This is a genomic window from Pseudidiomarina salilacus, from assembly GCF_047323925.1.
GTDB classification, from domain to species: Bacteria; Pseudomonadota; Gammaproteobacteria; order Enterobacterales; family Alteromonadaceae; genus Pseudidiomarina; species Pseudidiomarina salilacus.
The window spans coordinates 163129-179085 of record NZ_CP178753.1 but is presented as its reverse complement, the minus strand read 5'-3'; the positions used below and the strand labels follow the sequence as shown (position 1 = coordinate 179085).

The following is a 15957-nucleotide window of genomic DNA, read 5'->3' as shown; positions in this document are numbered from 1 at the left end:
CGTTAAACTACGCCCAATTTTTTTGTAAGAACCCTATTTTGAGACGACAAACTATGGCGAAGCACCTTTTTACCTCGGAATCTGTTTCTGAGGGACATCCTGATAAAATTGCAGACCAAATTTCAGATGCAGTTCTTGATGCCATTCTGGCACAAGATCCACGCGCCCGAGTCGCTTGCGAAACCTATGTCAAAACCGGCATGGTGTTGGTGGGTGGCGAAGTGACCACTAGTGCTTGGGTTGATATTGAAGATCTTGCCCGCAATACCGTGCGTGACATCGGCTATACCCATTCAGATATGGGCTTCGACGGGGCCTCTTGTGCGGTTTTGAATGCTATCGGCAAGCAATCACCTGATATTAATCAAGGTGTGGATCGTGAAGCGCTGGAAGAGCAAGGTGCAGGCGACCAAGGCTTAATGTTTGGCTATGCGTCGAACGAAACCGATGTGCTGATGCCAGCGCCCATCACTTACGCTCACCGTTTGATGGAACGTCAAGCGCAAGTGCGTAAAGACGGCACCTTGCCGTGGTTGCGGCCAGATGCCAAAAGTCAGCTGACCTTTGTTTATGAAGACGGCAAGCCGGTAGCTATTGATACCGTGGTGTTATCAACTCAGCATGCAGAAGGCATCTCCCAGGCTGAATTGCGTGAAGCAGTGATTGAAACCATTATCAAGCCGGTGCTTCCTGCCGAGTGGTTCCCGACAAACCAAGAGCGCTTGTTTATTAATCCAACAGGTAAGTTTGTGATTGGTGGCCCTATGGGTGATTGCGGCTTAACCGGACGCAAGATCATCGTCGATACCTACGGTGGTATGGCGCGTCATGGTGGTGGCGCGTTCTCTGGTAAAGACCCGTCAAAAGTAGACCGCAGTGCTGCTTATGCCGCCCGCTATGTGGCGAAGAACTTGGTTGCTGCTGGTCTGGCTGAGCGTTGTGAAATTCAGGTTTCTTATGCAATTGGCGTGGCCGAACCGACCTCGATTAGCATCGAAACTTTCGGCACCAGCCCATATAGCGAAGAGCGATTGATTGCTTTGGTGCGTAAGCACTTTGACCTACGTCCGTACGGCTTGATTAAGATGCTTGACCTGGAACGGCCGATTTATCGTGCGACGGCGGCTTACGGCCACTTTGGTCGTGATGGCTTCCCGTGGGAGAAAACTGACAAAGCTGAAGCCTTACGTAGCGATATCTAATTTGCTTAGAAGCCCCGAATTGTGGACAATACGCGCTCAATCTGAACGTATTTCTAGCAGCAATTCGGGGTTTTTGACATGACAGCATCAGTTTCAGAACGTAAGCACCTAGCCAACGCCATTCGTGCGCTTAGCATGGATGCCGTGCAACAAGCTAACTCGGGTCATCCGGGGGCACCTATGGGCATGGCAGACATCGCCGAAGTACTTTGGCGCGACTACCTGAAACATAACCCTGAAAACCCAGCATGGGCTGACCGCGATCGCTTCGTTCTCTCGAATGGTCATGGGTCGATGCTTATCTACTCATTGCTGCACCTTTCGGGCTACGATTTACCGCTCGACGAACTCAAAAACTTCCGTCAATTGCACTCAAAAACCCCAGGCCATCCAGAATATGGTTACACACCAGGCGTTGAAACCACGACTGGCCCGCTTGGCCAAGGCGTCTCGAACGCAGTAGGTATGGCGTTAGCTGAGAAAATTCTCGCGGCGCAATTTAACCGTCCGCAACACGACATTATCGACCACTACACCTATACCTTCCTTGGCGACGGCTGCTTGATGGAAGGTATTTCGCATGAAGTCTGCTCACTGGCGGGCACACTCGGCCTGGGTAAATTGATTGCGTTCTACGATGACAACGGCATTTCGATTGATGGTGAAGTCGAAGGTTGGTTTACCGACGATACAGCGAAACGTTTTGAATCTTATGGTTGGCAGGTCATTGAAAAAGTCGACGGCCACGATGCAGCAGCTATCAAAGCCGCCATCGAAGCTGCGCGTGCCGAGACCAGCAAGCCAACTTTGATCATCTGTAAAACCATTATCGGTTTCGGGGCGCCGAACAAACAGGGTACCGAGAGCTGTCACGGTGCGCCTCTTGGTGCCGACGAAATTGCCGCTGCACGTGAACAGTTAGGCTGGAACTATGGCGCATTTGAAGTGCCAGATGACGTGTATGCCGCTTGGTCAGCGCGCGAACAAGGCGCAACAGCAGAAGCTGCTTGGAACGAGCGTTTCGCTGCTTATGCTGCTGCGCACCCAGAACTCGCAAGCGAATTGCAACGTCGTTTAGCTGGCGATCTACCGGCGGACTTTGCGGCTCACGCACAAGCCTATATTGAAAAGCTGCAAGCGGAGCCGGCTGATATTGCCAGCCGTAAAGCATCACAAAACGCGCTCAATGCCTATGGTCCTAAATTACCTGAACTGCTGGGTGGCTCAGCTGACCTTGCCGGTTCTAACTTAACCATTTGGCAGGGTAGTCAAGGTGTGACTGCAGATGATGCCAGCGGTAACTATGTTTATTACGGCGTGCGCGAATTCGGCATGTCAGCCATTATGAACGGTATCGCCTTGCATGGCGGTTTAGTGCCTTACGGTGCAACCTTCTTGATGTTCATGGAATACGCGCGCAATGCAGTCCGTATGGCGGCGTTGATGAAGCAGCGCAGTATTTTTGTTTACACACATGACTCCATTGGTTTAGGTGAAGATGGTCCAACCCATCAGCCGGTTGAGCAAATGGCGAGCTTGCGAACCACGCCTAATATGAGCACTTGGCGCCCATGTGACCAAGTGGAATCAGCGGTAGCTTGGAAAGCTGCCATCGAGCGCAAAGACGGCCCTACGGCATTAATCTTTAGCCGCCAAAATCTGGCGCAACAAAGCCGCGACAGCGAGCAATTAGCGAATATTGCGCGTGGTGGCTACGTGTTGCTCGACTGTGCCGAAACGCCTGAGTTAATTTTCATTGCTACCGGTTCCGAAGTTGCGCTTGCGGTTTCTGCAGCGAAGACCTTGCAGGCCAATGGTAAGCAGGTGCGCGTGGTGTCGATGCCAGCCACCGATGTATTCGATGTGCAAGATAAAGCCTACCGTGAACAAGTCCTGCCGAGCAGCGTCACCAAACGTATTGCGGTCGAAGCCGGCATCGCGGATTACTGGTACAAGTATGTGGGCCTCCAAGGTCGCATCATGGGTATGCACAGCTTTGGTGAATCAGCTCCAGCTGGCGACTTATTTAAACACTTCGGCTTCACCACCGAGAATGTCGTTGCAGTAGCAGAGGAGTTACTGGGCGAATGAGTCAAGCGCGCGCGCGGATTGCTTTAAACGGCTTTGGTCGTATTGGTCGCAGTGTGCTGCGCGCATTGTACGAGCGCGGCTATCGCGACCAAGTTGAAATCGTTGCAATCAACGAGCTCGCCCCAGTTGCGTCAATGGCGCACTTACTCAAGTACGATACCAGTCACGGGCGCTTTCAGCAGCCCGTGACCACTGCCGACGAGCATACCTTGCAAGTCGGTGATGATGTGATTCGCATCTCGGCACAGTCGCAAGTGACGGACTTGCCGTGGCAGGATTTACAGCTCGATATGGTGCTCGATTGCACCGGAGTGCACGGTACGCGAGAAGATGGCGAACACTATCAGGCGCTTGGCGTACCGGGCGTGTTGTTTTCGCACCCAGGCGCGCCAGATGTCGATTTCACTGCAATCTTTGGCGTCAATACCGAGCAACTGAACTCGCAGCATCGTATCGTTTCGAACGGTTCGTGCACGACCAACTGCAGTGTGCCCGTATTGCAGGTGCTGGACCAAGCATTTGGCATCAAAAGCGGTGCGATTACGACGATTCACGCGGCGATGCATGATCAGCAGGTGATCGATGCGTATCACAAAGATCCGCGTCTGGCGCGTGCCGCAGGCCGCTCAATTATTCCAGTCGACACCCGGCTGGCGCGTGGGATTGAACGCATCATGCCGCATTTCGCTGGTAAATTTGAAGCCATTCAGGTGCGCGTACCGACGACCAATGTCACCGCTATGGATATCAGTGTGACGGTCACTGCCGAAGTTTCGATTGCTCGCGTAAACGACGTTTTGGCACAAGCTGCGCGAGGTAAACTGGCACAGATATTGGGTTATACCGATGAGCCTTTGGTGTCGATCGATTTCAACCACGATCCGCGCTCAAGTATTGTTGATGGCACCCAAACGCGCGTTGCTGATAAGCATTTAATCAAAGTACTTTGTTGGTGTGATAACGAATGGGGCTTTGCCAACCGTATGCTTGATACGGCGCAAGTGATGATTCGTCACTACCAGAACAGTTAACCCGAAAATGAAGTGAGAGGAATAAGCATGGCTGACGTCATTACCATGGATGATCTTGATTTAAACGGTTTGCGTGTATTGATTCGTGAAGATCTCAACGTACCGATCAAAGACGGTAAAGTAAGCTCAGATGCGCGTCTAAAAGCCGCCATTCCGACCCTTAAACAAGCGCTTGATGCTGGCGCTAGAGTAATGGTGATGTCGCATCTTGGACGCCCAGAGGAAGGTGTTTACGCTGACGAATTCTCGCTACAACCGGTGGTCGACTACTTAAATGAAGCACTCGATGTGCCAGTTCGTTTGGCAAAAGACTACCTTGCTGGGGTCGAGGTTGCGGCCAATGAAGTGGTCGTGTTTGAGAACGTGCGCTTTAACCCAGGTGAAAAGAAAAATGATGATGCGCTGGCGCAACAACTTGCGGCATTGTGTGATGTTTTTGTGATGGACGCCTTTGGTACAGCCCATCGTGCCCAAGCTTCGACGCACGGTGTTGCCAAATATGCTGACGTCGCTTGCGCGGGTCCGCTACTCGCGGCTGAGCTTGACGCTTTAGGTAAAGCACTGGCTAATCCAGCACGTCCATTGGTCGCTATCGTCGGTGGTTCTAAAGTATCAACCAAACTCACAGTGCTAGAATCATTGTCTGCTGTGGTCGATCAACTCATCGTTGGCGGTGGTATCGCCAATACCTTTATCGCTGCTACTGGGCACGATGTTGGTAAGTCACTCTATGAAGCCGACTTGACCGCAGAAGCAAAACGCTTAGTGGCCGCAGCGCAAGCCAAAGGCGGCGATATTCCGTTGCCGACGGATGTGGTAACCGGCAAGGAATTTAGCGCCGAAGCGCAAGCTGAAACCAAGCAGGTGAGTGCGGTTGCCAGCGATGATATGATTTTTGACATTGGTCCAGACACTGCTGAAGCTTTTGCAAAAATTCTGCAAAGTGCAGGGACTATTGTATGGAATGGTCCGGTGGGCGTGTTTGAATTTGATCAGTTTGGCCACGGCACAGAAGTGTTAGCCAAAGCCATTGCCGCCAGCCCCGCATTCTCGATTGCCGGCGGTGGTGACACTTTAGCAGCGATTGACAAGTACGGCATTGCTGACCAAATCAGCTATATTTCTACCGGTGGCGGTGCCTTTTTAGAGTTTTTAGAGGGTAAGCAATTACCAGCTGTCGCGATTCTGGAAGAACGCGCAGAGAATGGCTAAGCGTAGCCAGACAAAATAAACATCAGGAGATCAACCATGGCTTTAATTTCATTGCGCCAACTACTCGACCATGCTGCTGAGCAAGGTTACGGTGTACCCGCTTTTAACGTGAACAACCTCGAGCAAATGCGCGCCATCATGGAAGCAGCGGATGCCTGCGACAGCCCCGTCATCGTGCAAGCTTCTGCAGGTGCACGCAGCTATGCTGGTGCACCGTTCTTGCGCCACCTCATTTTGGCTGCTATCGAAGAATGGCCGCATATTCCAGTGGTCATGCACCAAGACCACGGAACCTCTCCGGCGATTTGCCAACGTTCGATTCAACTAGGCTTCAGCTCGGTGATGATGGATGGGTCGCTACAAGAAGACGGCAAGACGCCAGCTGACTATGATTACAACGTGAAGGTAACGCAGACGGCTGTGGCGATGGCACACGCTTGTGGTGTATCTGTAGAGGGCGAGTTAGGTGTGTTAGGTTCGCTTGAAACTGGCGAAGCCGGTGAAGAAGACGGTGTTGGCGCTGCAGGTAAACTGAGCCATGACCAGTTACTGACCGACCCAGAAGAAGCTGCACAGTTTGTCAAAGCAACCAACGTTGATGCATTAGCGATTGCGTGTGGTACCTCGCACGGCGCGTACAAGTTCAGCCGCCCGCCAACCGGCGATATTTTGGCGATTGACCGCATTAAAGAGATCCACAAACGGATTCCAACCACCCACCTAGTCATGCACGGTTCGTCTTCAGTGCCGCAAGAATGGTTGAAAGTCATCAACGAGTTCGGAGGTGAGATTCCAGAAACCTATGGTGTGCCCGTGGAACAAATTGCTGAAGGCATCAAACACGGCGTACGTAAGGTCAACATCGATACTGATCTACGTTTAGCCTCTACCGGTGCTGTGCGTCGTCATCTGCAACAAAATCCGAGCAACTTCGATCCGCGTAAGTTTTTACAAGCTTCAACAGATGCCATGTACGACATCTGTAAAGCACGCTTCGAAGCCTTTGGTAGCGCGGGACAAGCCCATAAAATCAAACCACTTTCACTAGAAGCCATGTTCAAACGCTACGAAGCGGGCGAATTAGACGCTAAAGTGAACTAATCGGGGTTCTTTTTACCTGCTATCCCACGTTATACTGAAAAGTAATGTGGGATAGCGGAAAAGACGAGGTAATTGTGGACTTCAAAAAGACTTTGCCAGCATTGGCGATTTTTGCCTGCCTTGGAATGCCAAGTGCGTATGCGCAAGCGTCTATATTTATGTACGATGACGCCAATGATTTAGACACGGAAGAAAAGAAAGATTGGGATGCATCGGCAGAGCTCGGCCTCCTCTTCACCTCGGGTAACACCGAAACTGAAACCTTCAAAACCAAGTTGAGCGCCGCGCGTGACTACGAGAACTGGCGTCACAAAGGCATCATTGATTACTATCGTTCAGAGCAAGAAGACCAAGGCACAGGTGAAAGCTTCACCACTGGCGATCGTTTGTTCATGTCGGCGCAGTCAAACTACAAATTTAGCCCTGAGAGTCGCTCGTCACTATTTGTTTTCGGCTCCTACGAAGAAGATAAGTTCAGTGGTTATGACTACCAAGGAACAGTAGCTGTGGGTTATGGTGCGCGCTATCGCTACAGTCCAGCATTGTTTGCGGACTATGAAGTGGGTCCTGGTTATTCAGTCAACAAGCCGATCGTCAACGGTGTGGTACAAGAGCAAGAGAGTAGCGGAATTTTACGTGTGGCAGGTAACTTGGTTTGGGAAATCACTGAAACGTCTAAGTTTAATGCGTTAGCGTCAAGCGAAGTGGGCCAAGATAATACCAAATCACGTGCGGAGTTATCGATTTCCGCCAACGTGAATAGCTCGCTGGCACTGAAATTTTCAGTGGCTGCTAACCACAACTCGTTTCTTGAAGATTCGACGAAAGAAAAGCTCGATACCGAAACAGCCGTAACCTTGGTTTACAGTTTCTAATTACCGAGCTTCTATCTCTTATAAGATTTAAAGCGGATTGTCAGACGACGCGTCTTCAATCCGCTTTTTCAATTGTACTGGCTCATTACGTTTACGGATCTTGATATTTAGCAGTTCGACAATGAGCGAGAACGCCATCGCGAAGTAGACGTAACCTTTGGGCACATGGAAGCCCAAGCCTTCTCCCATCAACGTAAAGCCGATCAAAATTAAGAAGCTGAGTGCCAACATCTTGATGGTTGGGTGACGGTCGACAAAGTCACCGATGGCTTTTGCCGCTACCATCATCACTAACACGGCCACAACTACGGCAATAATCATCACCGCTACATAATCAACCAAGCCCACGGCCGTTATCACTGAATCGAGCGAGAAGACGATATCAATGACCGCTATTTGCGTGATAATAGCGCCGAAGGTGGCTGCTTTACCTGCACTCTTTTGTTCATGGGCGCCTTCAAGGCTGTGATGTATCTCGAGTGTGCTTTTGCCAAGCAAAAACAAACCGCCAAAGAATAAAATCAGGTCACGCCCCGAGAATTGGTAGCCCAAAACCCCGAACAGAGGATCGGTGAGGCCCATTACCCAAACGATACTCAGCAGTAACGCAATGCGCATACCCATTGCCAACAGTAAGCCAATTTGTCGTGCTTTCTGCCGTTGATGTTCCGGTAGGCGGCCCACCAGTATCGAAATAAAGATAATGTTATCAATACCTAGGACTATCTCTAAGGCAGTTAGAGTGGCGAGTGCTATCCAAGCTTCGGGTAAAAATATCCATTCAAACATAAATGAGTCACTTACAATGTGGAGTTAATGATTTAAAATAAACAGGATATTCCGCAATAACAATGCGGAATTATTTTTTTTGCGCATCGCGATGCTTTTAGCTAGTATGCGCGCAACCGATCCATTCGGGCAAGATTGACTCTTAACGCAGCAACAAAGGCGAACTTTTATGTCTGCAAACTCATTTCTTGGAATGTTTGCGAAGTCTCCGATCAAACCTATGATCGAGCATATCGAACAAGTGCACGATTGTGCCATGACCTTAAAACCTTTCTTTCAAGCAGTGTACGCCGCCAATTGGGATGAAGCCGAAGAGCATCGTCGCACCATCGTTAGTAAAGAACGCGCGGCGGATGAACTCAAACGTGAAATTCGTTTGAACCTACCTGGTGGTTTGTTTATGCCGGTTGAGCGCACCGACTTGTTAGAGTTAGTGTCGCAGCAAGATCGCATTGCCAACAAAGCGAAGGATATTTCAGGTCTCATCACTGGCCGCGAATTGCAAATCCCAGCGGCTTTGGTGGAAGGCTTTGATGCTTATCTCCAGCGTTGTTTAGACGCCACCGATAAAGCTAAAGAAACCATCGGTGAATTTGACGACTTGCTTGAAGTCGGCTTTAAAGGCCGCGAGCGGAAGATTGTTGATAGTCTTATTTCTGAGCTGGATAGTATTGAGCAAGATACTGACGCACTACAAGTAAAATTGCGTCGCCAGTTGCGTCAAATCGAGACGGACCTAAATCCGTTAGACGCCATGTTCTTGTATCAAATTTTAGATTGGGTCGGTGATCTCGCGGACCTAGCCGAGCGCGTAGGCGCGCGGTTTGAACTCATGCTTGCACGAGTCTAAGGCGGAGATTCATCATGGATATTATTTCTACGTATAACATGACCCTCATCGTGTTGGCTGCTGCCTTCGCATTTTTTATGGCTTGGGGTATCGGTGCCAATGACGTTGCCAATGCCATGGGCACCTCGGTCGGTGCCAAAGCACTGACTATTAAACAAGCCATCGTTGTTGCAATGATCTTCGAATTCGCCGGTGCCTACTTAGCCGGTGGTGAGGTCACCTCAACCATTCGCAAAGGTATTATTGATTCCGCTTTCTTTGTTGATACGCCTGAATTGCTTGTATTCGGTATGATTGGCTCCTTGTTGGCGGCAGGCTTTTGGTTACTGATTGCTTCTTATTTGGGGTGGCCGGTATCGACGACCCACTCAATCATTGGTGCAATCGTCGGTTTTGCCGCTGTGGGTGTGAGTCCAGAAGCCGTTGAATGGTCGAAGGTGCTAGGTATTGTCGGTAGTTGGGTTATTACTCCGATGATTGCCGGTCTACTCGCGTATTTTGTTTTTATTAGTGCGCAAAAGCTGATCTTCGATTCTGAAAATCCGTTAGCGAGTGCCAAGCGTTATGTTCCTTTTTACATGGCGTTGACGGGTTTCGTGATTGCCTTGGTGACGATTAAAAAAGGCTTAAAGCACGTCGGTATCCAATTCACCACCTTTGAGGGTTTTGCATTAGCATTTGCAGTCGCAGCAGTGGTGGGTGTTCTGGGTAAAATTATGATCGGTCGTCTCAAGTTCGATCCGTCAGCCGACAAAGACATGCATTACACCAACGTTGAAAAAGTATTTGCTATTTTGATGGTAGTCACAGCTTGTGCCATGGCATTTGCGCATGGTTCAAACGATGTTGCCAATGCGATTGGGCCGCTTGCTGCAGTGGTAAGTGTGGTCAACAGCGGTGGTGAAATTGCCAGCAAAGCGCAACTTGCTTGGTGGGTACTTCCAGTCGGTGCATTCGGTATCGTGCTGGGTCTAGCTATGCTTGGTAAGCGCGTTATCGCAACCATTGGTAAAGGCATTACCCACTTAACACCAAGCCGCGGTTTCGCGGCAGAATTGGCGGCAGCTTCAACAGTTGTTATCGCTTCTGGTACTGGCTTGCCGATTTCAACTACACAGACGCTTGTTGGTGCAGTATTGGGTGTTGGTATGGCACGTGGTATCGCCGCATTAAACTTGGGTGTGGTGCGCAATATTGTGGTGTCGTGGGTGGTTACTTTACCTGCTGGCGCAATCATGTCGATTATCTTCTTCTTTATTATCAAGGCCGCATTCGGCGTTTAAAGAAGACTGCGACATCATTGTGACATAGTGAAAAGGCGACTTCGGTCGCCTTTTTTTGTGCCTAAATGAAAATATTTTAGTTGTTGATAAACTTTTTTGCGTACGCGAACGCCTACAGTGACAAAGAACAAAGGAACTCAATTGTGTTTGCACCTTCGGATGAAAGGCTCGTACAACGAGCCCTAGAAAACAACAAGCAAGCGTGGCTGCAATTGGTCAAGCGCTATGAAGGATTAGTGTTCAACTATGCCTTGCGCATGAGTGGCAGTCGTGACGATGCCTTGGATTTGATGCAAGACGTATTTTTGTCATTGTTTAGAAATCTTGCAGCTTGGCGTGGTGAAAGTTCGTTCAAAAACTGGTTGATGACCATTGCTCATCATCGTTGCATCGAGCACTTTCGGCGTCGTCGTGAGTTTGCGGATGAGCATGATTTCGAGCAACAGGAAAGCCAGCAAGATTGGCACGATCCGGAAGCCGTATATCATGGCCAACAGCGCACCCAACAATTGGTGAAAGCGATGCAGCAGCTGCCAATTGAGCAACGTTTAGTAGTGGAGTTGAAGTTCTTTCAACATCTGAAGTTACAAGAGATAAGTCAACAGCTCGATGTACCTTTGAATACCGTCAAATCACGACTTTATAAGGCGGTCGAGAGTTTACAGCAGTTGGTGGAGGCAGTATGAGCAAACAACATAATTTTGAGCAGTGGTTGCAAGACACCGCGGCTGCGACGCAAGCGGAAACGGTTCCTGAATGGCCGCGTGAGTTGACGTATCGCGGTCGCGCGCAAACGCAACAGCGTTGGTGGCAACGTCCGCTGTTACCCGTGGCGTCCTTGGCGTGTTCGCTGTTGGCGGTACTAGCGGTGGTTAGCCAACTGCAAATACAGGTCACTGAACAAGGCTTCAGCGTGCACTTTGGTGGTGGCTTGAGCGAACAACAATTGCAAGCTGCGGTCACCGAACAAGTGAGTAAGTTGCAAGCGGAACAGCAGCTACAACTGGCAAATTATGCAGCCAATTTGCGCGAAGATTTTCGCGACGATGTGGCGGCCGCCAATCAGCAGCTAGTGAACTATGTGTTGACCACTAATCGCAGCGAGCGTGAGCAAGACATGGAGGATCTGATCCGTTATGTGAATGCCCAACGTGAAGATGACCAAGTGTATTTCGCTTATCAACTGTCTCAGGTGACCGAGCAATGGGCCGAGCCGAGTACCTTTGATAGCACCCAAGACTACCAGACCCAGGAGTAAGACAATGCGTACTTTAATAACTCTTTCAGCCATTGCACTGGCTTTAGCAACAAGTACTGCGGCACATGCCGACCAACAACAACGCGAGGAGTTGCGCAAACAACTCGAAATCATGAATAGTATTTTCACCACTGCGCTTGCGCAAGAAGGTGGTGAGGAGAAGCAACGCCGCATTTTTCGTGAGCGCTTGCAGTTTGATTACTTAGCGGGCCAAGGCGTGGTATATCGAAGTAATCTTGGCGGAAGCCAAATGATTTTCTTGAGTTCTGACTTGCCAGTGCCACCCGCTCCGCCAATGGTAGACATTGAGGGCATCGATAGCGTGGAAATCGAACTGGCGATTGCCGACGGGCTCGCTGCAGCGCAGGATGTGCTCGATGATATCGAGATTATTACCGAAGACGTAGAAGGCGATGGCAAGGGCAATATTCGCGTGATTCGTACAGTTACTGCCGATGTCCGCGAAAATGCTGGTGAAATGCGCGAATTGCGCCGCCGTATCCGTGACCTTGAGCTGGCGCAGCGCAGTGCCGAAGGGGATGAAGCTGAGGTGATTACCAAGGAATTGCAGCAAGCGCGTGAAGAACTTGAAATGACGCAAAAGGCACTCGCCGAAGCCCGTGCTGAAATTGCGACGGCACGCCGTGAAATTGAGGAAAAATCAGAGCAACGTAAAGCCAAGCGCGCCGAGCAATTACAGCAGCGCTTGGCGAATTTCGAGCAAACCATGGCTGCGACGCTTTGTGACTACGGTCGTACGCTTCGAGCGTTACCCGATGATGAGCATGTAAGTTTTGTGATTGAAGGTGCTGGCGATGCAACACAAGGCGGCAACGATAAGATTTATGTGTTTAGTAAACGCCAACTTGAAAAATGCGATGATGCAAGTGATCTGTTAGCGCAAAGCACGACGTATAGCTTTTAACTAATCATTATTGATTGGTTGTCATCTCTGTTTAGCACGCCTTCTGGCGTGCTTTTTTTTGCCTCACAAAACAGGTAAAGTACGCGCTCAAAATAGCAGCGGTAAAGGCGTATGAACCTAAAAGACTTTTCTTTCGAACTTCCTGATGAACTGATTGCGCGCTATCCGCAAGTGGATCGTAGTGCCAGTCGCATGTTGCGTCTCGATGGCGCCACCGGTGCAGTCACCCACTCGCAGTTTAAGGCGATTGTTGATGAGCTTAATGCTGGTGACTTATTGGTATTTAACGATACCCGAGTGATTCCCGCGCGCTTATTAGGTGAAAAGCTGTCAGGCGGTAAAGTTGAAGTTCTGGTGGAGCGCTTACTCGATGACCAGCGCGTGCTCGCGCATGTACGTAGTAATCGCACGCCGAAAGCAGGTGCGAGATTTTTGCTAGAAGGTGCGGTCGAAGTTGAAATGCTTGGCCGCCAAGATGCTCTGTTTGAACTCAAATTTTTGACCGACGCTCCGGTACTTGAGGTGCTAGAAAGCTACGGTCACATGCCATTGCCGCCTTACATTGACCGTCCCGATGAAGCGAGTGACCGCGAACGCTATCAAACGGTCTACAACAAAAAGCCAGGGGCGGTCGCCGCACCTACGGCAGGCTTACACTTTGACGACGCGATACTGGGCGCATTAAAGGCCAAGGGTGTGCGGTTTGCTTACGTCACCTTGCACGTTGGCGCCGGTACCTTCCAACCGGTTCGCGTGGATAACATCGAAGAACACCACATGCACAGCGAGTATGCGGAAGTACCGCAAGAAACTGTTGCTGCGATATTGGCCACTCAAGCCGCTGGTCATCGTGTCGTGGCTGTCGGCACCACTTCTGTCCGTTCTTTAGAATCAGCCGCGCAAGCAGCGAAACAGAAGGGCGAAGTTTTAGCACCGTTTTTCTCAGACACCGATATCTTTATTTATCCTGGGTACGAGTTTCAGGTGATTGACGCCATGATCACTAATTTCCATTTGCCAGAGTCTACGCTCATTATGTTGATCTCGGCATTTGCTGGCCGTGAAAACGTACTCAATGCTTATCAGCAGGCAATTGACGAAGGCTACCGCTTTTTCAGCTATGGCGATGCGATGTTTGTGACCCGCCAACCGAGCTAAGGTATAATGGCGACCTCGGACTGTTTTTCCGTGATGAACCGAACGGTGATGTAATGAAATTTGAATTGTTAAATACCTGCGGCAAAGCACGTCGCGGGCGCATGATTTTTGATCGTGGTGTGGTTGAAACGCCTGCCTTTATGCCTGTGGGCACTGCCGGCACGGTCAAGGGCCTCACGCCAGAAGAAGTAAAAGCGACGGGTGCGCATATTTGTCTTGGTAACACCTTTCATTTGATGCTGCGTCCCGGCACGCAAATCATCAAACAACATGGTGACTTGCATGACTTTATGAACTGGGACAAGCCGATTCTCACGGATTCCGGCGGCTTCCAAGTTTTCAGTCTTGGCGAACTACGCAAAATCACTGAAGAAGGTGTCACTTTCCGTTCGCCTATTAACGGCGAAAAAATCTTGCTGACGCCAGAAAAATCAATGGAAGTGCAGCGTGATCTTGGCTCCGATATTGTCATGATCTTTGATGAATGCACGCCTTATCCAGCGACACAAGCCGAAGCACGCAGCTCAATGGAATTGTCATTACGCTGGGCGGAACGCTCGAAGCAAGCGCACGGAGACAATCCGTCGGCTTTGTTCGGGATCATCCAAGGTGGGATGTATGAGGAATTGCGGACCATCTCGTTAGAAGGTCTCGAGAACATTGGTTTTGACGGTTATGCCATAGGCGGTCTGTCAGTAGGTGAGCCGAAAGATGACATGATGCGCATCCTCGACCATATTGCGCCGCAAATGCCGGCCGATAAACCCCGTTATTTGATGGGCGTCGGCAAACCGGAAGACTTGGTGGAAGCGGTGCGTCGTGGTGTTGATATGTTCGACTGCGTGATGCCGACGCGGAACGCGCGCAACGGACACTTGTTTATTAGTACCGGCGTGGTAAAAATTCGTAACGCGGTGCATCGTACCGATACCGGACCGCTGGACCCTGAGTGTGATTGCTACACCTGTCAGAATTACTCACGCGCTTATTTGCATCACTTGGATCGCTCTAACGAAATGCTGGGTGGGCGTTTGAATACCATCCATAACCTGCATTTTTATCAGAAAGTTATGCAAGACTTACGAGCAGCGATTGAGGCGAATCGTCTCGAGGAGCATGTGGCGGAGTTTTACGCTAAGCGTGGCCTCGAGGTTCCAGCACTGAAATAAAATTGCACGCGTCATCCCTGCTAAGCAGCAGGGATGGCACGGGCGATATCGATAATGTAAGGCTTGATGCCGGCGAAGAAGAACTCAACAGCGATCAGCATGACGATAAGCCCCATCAAACGCATCAAGATCTTGCTGCCGCTGCGACCCAATTTAGCCAGCATTTGGCGCCCACTTGCTAACACCACTGCAGTTAATAAGCACACGACAAAAATGGCCACGAATAAACTCATGGTGGCCATAGTTGGAGTAGCCGTCGCTTTGCCTTCTTGAATCATCAAAATAACCATGGTAATGGCACCGGGACCAGCAATCATAGGAATGCCGATAGGGGTGACAGCAACGTCCGAGCCAAAATCGCCATCGGTTTCCCCGTCGACGCGCTTCGGCACTGTGCGGCCGCGCAACATTTCGAAGCCCATCACGAAGAACAAGATACCACCGGCGACCCGCAAGCCATTCACCGAGATACTAAAGAAACTAAAAATCGCTTCACCAAGCAAGGCAAATACACTGAGCGCTATAAAGGCAGTGACTGATGCGCGCATCGCCACCCAACGCGCCGCTTTTGGAGTCATGGCTTCAGTTAGCGCGATATAAATTGGAATAGCGGCCACGGGATTAATCATGGTGAACAAAGAAGTGAGCTGGAAAACAAATATTTCGACCATGGAAACCCTCAAAAAACGTTGCGACAGAGTAAGTTAGCGAATATCGGACTAGTTTAGCAGAGAAATACTTTGCTGCGACACGGTTTGGCGCATTATTATGCAATCATTCGTACACAAAAATAAAACATCAGCTATCCTAAGCTTTATCTTTGCCAAACCTCTTCGAATCGGGAGCGGTGAGTCACCAACATAGTCCTCTAGCCGACCAGCCTGATACTATGTTTCACCGCTTCCACTCTCGATTCGCACTGCTTGGTTTACTCAAATAAAAGTGATCGCAGGCTTTACATCAGGATCTGAACTAGCTACAATTCAGCACCATTTTTAATTGTATTGGTCAAT

The 15957-nt window shown here is 50.0% G+C and carries 15 protein-coding genes; 13 read left to right on the top strand and 2 right to left on the bottom strand.

The genetic code is table 11. From position 1 onward, the window contains the following. The first annotated feature begins 53 nt into the window (after positions 1–53). The 6 genes from metK (at position 54) to ACJ8W9_RS12270 (ending at position 7512) form a co-directional block, all read left to right on the top strand. Positions 54–1202 (top strand): methionine adenosyltransferase, encoded by a 1149-nt coding sequence (gene metK, locus ACJ8W9_RS12295; protein WP_411361192.1) that lies wholly within the window; start codon positions 54–56, stop codon positions 1200–1202. Between the two features lie 78 nt (positions 1203–1280). Next, positions 1281–3293: a transketolase gene (gene tkt, locus ACJ8W9_RS12290; RefSeq protein ID WP_411361191.1), complete on the top strand. Its 2013-nt coding sequence runs from the start codon at positions 1281–1283 to the stop codon at positions 3291–3293. Next, entirely contained in the window at positions 3290–4324 is a 1035-nt protein-coding gene (epd, locus tag ACJ8W9_RS12285) for an erythrose-4-phosphate dehydrogenase (RefSeq protein WP_411360148.1), read from the top strand. Before tkt ends, epd begins: the two co-directional genes overlap by 4 nt. A gap of 27 nt (positions 4325–4351) precedes the next feature. Next, on the top strand, positions 4352–5536 hold the full coding sequence (locus ACJ8W9_RS12280; protein WP_411360150.1) for a phosphoglycerate kinase: 1185 nt from the start codon (positions 4352–4354) through the stop codon (positions 5534–5536). Positions 5537–5572: 36 nt separating this feature from the next. Continuing rightward, on the top strand, positions 5573–6637 hold the full coding sequence (gene fba, locus ACJ8W9_RS12275; protein ID WP_411360152.1) for a class II fructose-bisphosphate aldolase: 1065 nt from the start codon (positions 5573–5575) through the stop codon (positions 6635–6637). 74 nt (positions 6638–6711) lie between these two features. Continuing rightward, positions 6712–7512, top strand: a complete 801-nt coding sequence (locus ACJ8W9_RS12270) for a YdiY family protein (protein ID WP_411360154.1) — start codon at positions 6712–6714, stop codon at positions 7510–7512. Positions 7513–7539: 27 nt separating this feature from the next. On the opposite strand, the gene ACJ8W9_RS12265 is transcribed toward ACJ8W9_RS12270, so the two are convergent. Further along, positions 7540–8301: a TerC family protein gene (locus tag ACJ8W9_RS12265; RefSeq protein ID WP_411360155.1), complete on the bottom strand. Its 762-nt coding sequence runs from the start codon at positions 8299–8301 to the stop codon at positions 7540–7542. A 169-nt stretch (positions 8302–8470) separates the two neighbouring features. Between ACJ8W9_RS12265 and ACJ8W9_RS12260 the strand changes: the two genes are divergently transcribed. The 7 genes from ACJ8W9_RS12260 (at position 8471) to tgt (ending at position 14944) form a co-directional block, all read left to right on the top strand. Beyond that, positions 8471–9151, top strand: a complete 681-nt coding sequence (locus tag ACJ8W9_RS12260; protein WP_411360156.1) for a TIGR00153 family protein — start codon at positions 8471–8473, stop codon at positions 9149–9151. A gap of 14 nt (positions 9152–9165) precedes the next feature. Next, complete coding sequence (locus tag ACJ8W9_RS12255) at positions 9166–10434, top strand: inorganic phosphate transporter (RefSeq protein WP_411361190.1); 1269 nt, start codon at positions 9166–9168, stop codon at positions 10432–10434. Positions 10435–10577: 143 nt separating this feature from the next. Further along, positions 10578–11120 (top strand): RNA polymerase sigma factor, encoded by a 543-nt coding sequence (locus tag ACJ8W9_RS12250; RefSeq protein WP_411360158.1) that lies wholly within the window; start codon positions 10578–10580, stop codon positions 11118–11120. Further along, on the top strand, positions 11117–11692 hold the full coding sequence (locus ACJ8W9_RS12245) for a hypothetical protein (protein WP_411360159.1): 576 nt from the start codon (positions 11117–11119) through the stop codon (positions 11690–11692). The genes ACJ8W9_RS12250 and ACJ8W9_RS12245 overlap by 4 nt, the downstream gene beginning before the upstream one ends. A gap of 4 nt (positions 11693–11696) precedes the next feature. After that, the gene (locus ACJ8W9_RS12240; protein WP_411360160.1) at positions 11697–12617 is read left to right on the top strand and encodes a hypothetical protein; all 921 of its coding nucleotides are present in this window, start codon (positions 11697–11699) and stop codon (positions 12615–12617) included. A gap of 111 nt (positions 12618–12728) precedes the next feature. After that, positions 12729–13775 (top strand): tRNA preQ1(34) S-adenosylmethionine ribosyltransferase-isomerase QueA, encoded by a 1047-nt coding sequence (queA, locus tag ACJ8W9_RS12235; protein ID WP_411361189.1) that lies wholly within the window; start codon positions 12729–12731, stop codon positions 13773–13775. Positions 13776–13828: 53 nt separating this feature from the next. Beyond that, entirely contained in the window at positions 13829–14944 is a 1116-nt protein-coding gene (gene tgt / locus ACJ8W9_RS12230) for a tRNA guanosine(34) transglycosylase Tgt (RefSeq protein WP_411360165.1), read from the top strand. Between the two features lie 20 nt (positions 14945–14964). Here the strand turns inward: tgt and ACJ8W9_RS12225 are convergent, their stop codons facing one another. Further along, positions 14965–15615, bottom strand: coding sequence for a MarC family protein (locus tag ACJ8W9_RS12225; protein ID WP_411360167.1), 651 nt, complete (start codon positions 15613–15615; stop codon positions 14965–14967). Positions 15616–15957: the final 342 nt, after the last annotated feature.

Coding starts and splice junctions, on each gene's coding strand:
- ACJ8W9_RS12260 (WP_411360156.1), top strand. CDS start 8,471: ATGTCTGCAAACTCATTTCTTGGAATGTTTGCGAAGTCTCCGATCAAA.
- ACJ8W9_RS12245 (WP_411360159.1), top strand. CDS start 11,117: ATGAGCAAACAACATAATTTTGAGCAGTGGTTGCAAGACACCGCGGCT.
- ACJ8W9_RS12240 (WP_411360160.1), top strand. CDS start 11,697: ATGCGTACTTTAATAACTCTTTCAGCCATTGCACTGGCTTTAGCAACA.
- tgt (WP_411360165.1), top strand. CDS start 13,829: ATGAAATTTGAATTGTTAAATACCTGCGGCAAAGCACGTCGCGGGCGC.
- ACJ8W9_RS12255 (WP_411361190.1), top strand. CDS start 9,166: ATGGATATTATTTCTACGTATAACATGACCCTCATCGTGTTGGCTGCT.
- tkt (WP_411361191.1), top strand. CDS start 1,281: ATGACAGCATCAGTTTCAGAACGTAAGCACCTAGCCAACGCCATTCGT.
- ACJ8W9_RS12225 (WP_411360167.1), bottom strand. CDS start 15,615: ATGGTCGAAATATTTGTTTTCCAGCTCACTTCTTTGTTCACCATGATT.
- metK (WP_411361192.1), top strand. CDS start 54: ATGGCGAAGCACCTTTTTACCTCGGAATCTGTTTCTGAGGGACATCCT.
- ACJ8W9_RS12280 (WP_411360150.1), top strand. CDS start 4,352: ATGGCTGACGTCATTACCATGGATGATCTTGATTTAAACGGTTTGCGT.
- epd (WP_411360148.1), top strand. CDS start 3,290: ATGAGTCAAGCGCGCGCGCGGATTGCTTTAAACGGCTTTGGTCGTATT.
- queA (WP_411361189.1), top strand. CDS start 12,729: ATGAACCTAAAAGACTTTTCTTTCGAACTTCCTGATGAACTGATTGCG.
- ACJ8W9_RS12265 (WP_411360155.1), bottom strand. CDS start 8,301: ATGTTTGAATGGATATTTTTACCCGAAGCTTGGATAGCACTCGCCACT.
- fba (WP_411360152.1), top strand. CDS start 5,573: ATGGCTTTAATTTCATTGCGCCAACTACTCGACCATGCTGCTGAGCAA.